Origin of the sequence: Polaribacter sp. (assembly GCF_965660385.1) — a bacterium.
In the GTDB taxonomy this organism is placed as follows: Bacteria; Bacteroidota; Bacteroidia; order Flavobacteriales; family Flavobacteriaceae; genus Polaribacter.
In genome coordinates this window covers 1-3,236 of the sequence record NZ_CBFHZT010000110.1, presented here as the reverse complement: position 1 = coordinate 3,236, position 3,236 = coordinate 1, and the positions used below count along the sequence as shown (strand labels likewise).

General features: G+C 32.0%; 2 protein-coding genes. Both read left to right on the top strand.

All coding sequences use genetic code 11. From position 1 onward, the window contains the following. The first annotated feature begins 141 nt into the window (after positions 1-141). Positions 142-1,680 (top strand): IS1182 family transposase, encoded by a 1,539-nt coding sequence (locus ACTG3V_RS15280; RefSeq protein ID WP_439133037.1) that lies wholly within the window; start codon positions 142-144, stop codon positions 1,678-1,680. 365 nt (positions 1,681-2,045) lie between these two features. Next, positions 2,046-3,236: hypothetical protein (locus tag ACTG3V_RS15275; RefSeq protein ID WP_439133036.1), on the top strand; the 1,191-nt coding region annotated here is incomplete at its 3' end.

Genomic DNA, 3,236 nt, shown 5'->3' with positions numbered 1-3,236 from the left:
AAATCAAAACTGACAAAGGTAAAAAAACACTTAAACTTCTTGCTCATTAAATAGTTTTCAACTTTAAAATTTTTTAAGGAGGCTGTCTGAAAAGACAGTCTTTTTTTTTGCATTTTTTTAGTTGATTTCTTATTTTTAAGAATGAATAGAAAAGTAGTTTTTAAGACTTATAGTCAAGATCAGTTAAGTTTACTACCACCCAGTTATGATGATTTAGTTCCAAAAAATCATCCCGTTCGTATTGTTAATACAATTATTGACAATGTTGATATCAGTAAATTAGAAGAGAGTTACAAAGGCGGAGGCACTTCTAGTTATCATCCAAGAATGCTTTTAAAAGTACTGATTTATGCTTACTTACGTAATTTATACTCTTCAAGAAAAATAGAACAAGCTTTAAGTGAGAACATTCACTTTTTATGGTTAAGTGGACAAAACAAACCCGACCACAATACCATTAACGATTTTAGAGGTAAACGACTTGAAAAACACTTCAAACCAATATTTCACCAAGTAGTTCTTTTGTTGGTTGAGCAAGGTGTTATTAGTTTAAAAGATATTTTTGTTGATGGTACAAAGATAGAAGCCAACGCCAATCGCTACACTTTTGTTTGGGGTAAATCAATAAAAACTAGTAAAGAACGCATCAAAAAACAATTAGAACAACTATGGTCTTATGTAGAAAAAGTATATGAAGACGAGCAACACATACCCAATACACCTAACTTTGAAGCTATAGATGCTAAACAAGTTGAAGCTACAATTGATAAAATAAATAAAGCTTTACAAGACAAAGTAATTGATAAAAAAGTAAAGCAAAAACTCAATTATGCCAAGAAAAACTGGCCTGTTAATTTAGCCAAATACGAAAAACAAGAAGCCATTTTAAAAGATAGAAACAGTTATAGTAAGACTGATAATGATGCTACTTTTATGCGGATGAAAGATGATCATATGCAAAATGGACAACTCAAACCCGCTTATAATGTACAAGCTTCTACCAATAATCAATACCTTACCAATTACACTTTAGCACAAACCACAGCAGATACTACTACTTTAAAAGAACACATCAATAATCATATTGAAAATTATAACGAAAAACCAACAACACTTACAGCAGATGCAGGCTATGGGAGTGAAGAAAACTATACAGATTTAGAAGCTAAAGACATTACCGCTTTTGTAAAATACAATTACTTCCACAAAGAACAAATTGATAAAAAAAGAGGAAAAACAAATCCTTTTCATCCTAATGAATTACATTATAACAAAGAAAAAGATTGTTATTACTGCCCAATAGGGCAACAAATGAATCATATAGGAGCTTATAAAAGAACTACTAAAAACGGATTTACTCAAGAAATACATAGATACCAAGCACAGAACTGTAAGGGTTGCCCACATAGAAGCATATGCCATAAGTCAAAATACAATCGAATTATAGAACGAAATTATAATCTAATACGTTTAAAATCTAAAGCAAAACAACTACTCTTATCTGAGCAAGGCATTGCAAAAAGAAAACAACGATGTTGGGATGTAGAAGCTGTTTTTGGAAATATAAAACAAAATATGAACTTTAAAAGGTTTATGCTAAGAGGAATAAATAAAGTAAATGTGGAAATAGGACTAATTGCAATGGCTCATAATCTTAAAAAATACAGTTTAGCTATATAGAAGAACTTTGCTTTTTTAAATCATCATTAAATAAACATCAAAAAAAGAAAATTAACCAAATAAAAAATCGCCTAAAAATTACTTTTTAGACGACCTCTTTTTTTTATTCAAAACAAACACTGTATTTTTCTAAAACCCTTGTCAATCAAAGAGATTAAATAAATAATGACTTCATAAGCATCATATATGCCCACAGTAAAAATGCCTTAATAAAAGTAAATTAAAATATTGCCAGATTTGTAATATTGATAGGTATTAAAGTTACTATTATCATAATTCATTAAAAATTTGGTTAATAAATTATTTTTATTACATTTGTGCAATCGATTACATTTGCGTAATCATTTAAACAAATAATTTATAACATGAAGAGATTTACTTTTATTTTATTTATTCCCTTTTTATTGATGGCATTTTCAATGCAGGGGCAAACAACACTTACTGATGCTGCAACTAGTGTAACTTGGGTGTTGGATGAAGGTTCTGCTGCCCAATCAGCAGACTACGCAGCAGGAACAGAAGCATATTATGAATCAGCGAGTGTTTCAGCTGGAAGTAATTTACTTTTTACCACTTTAGAAAGTAATGGAGGTGGCCCAATTGGAACAAGAACTGTAAACGGCGGACTGTTTACGTGCTGGGAAACCAATGGTAAAATTGACACAGCAGGTCCTGAAAGCGCTGTAGATTTTGCATTTGAGGCAGTTGAAGGATTGACGTTTACACCTACCTTAATTACATTAGATGCTCAACGATTTGGAACTGGAAACGGTTTGCTAGATATTGAGTGGGTTAATGAAAATGGTAATACAGTTGTTGTAACAGCTCAAGCAACAGCACGAGATAATACAGGCGCTTTTTCATCTTTAAGTTTTGATGTTAGCGGTTTAGGAATTACTGCTGGTGCTGGTGCAAGTACATTAAAACTATATTTATATAGTTTACAAGAACAAAAGCAATTTGGTCTTGCAAATGTTAAGGTTGATGGTGTTTTAAATGGAACAATTTTAGATGGTTCTGCACTTACAGACAATGCTACAAATGTAACTTGGCCATTAGATGAAGGTTCAGCTGCGCAAACTGAGGCATACTTAACAGGAACCGAATTATATTTTAAGCCTGCTAGTGTTTCAGCTGGAAGCAACTTATTGTTTACAACACTAGAAAATAATGGTGGTGGAGCAATAGGAACAAGAACTGTTAACGGAGGTGTTTTTACATGTTGGGAAACTAATGGTAAAATTAATACTGCTGGTCCAGAAAGTGCTGTAGATTTCACAATCCAACCTGTTGATGGGTTAACATTTACACCGACCACAATTTCGTTAGATGCACAAAGATTTGGAACAGGAAATGGTTTGCTAGATATAGAATGGGTAAATGAAAATGGAACCACAAGCGTAGTAACAGCTCAAGCTACAGCTCGAGATAACGAAGGTGTTTTTACGTCTTTAAGTTTTGATGTAAGTGGTTTAGGGATTACTCCTGGTGCTGGAAAAAGTACATTAAAAATATACTTATATAGTTTACAAGAGCAAAAACAATTTGGTCTTGCA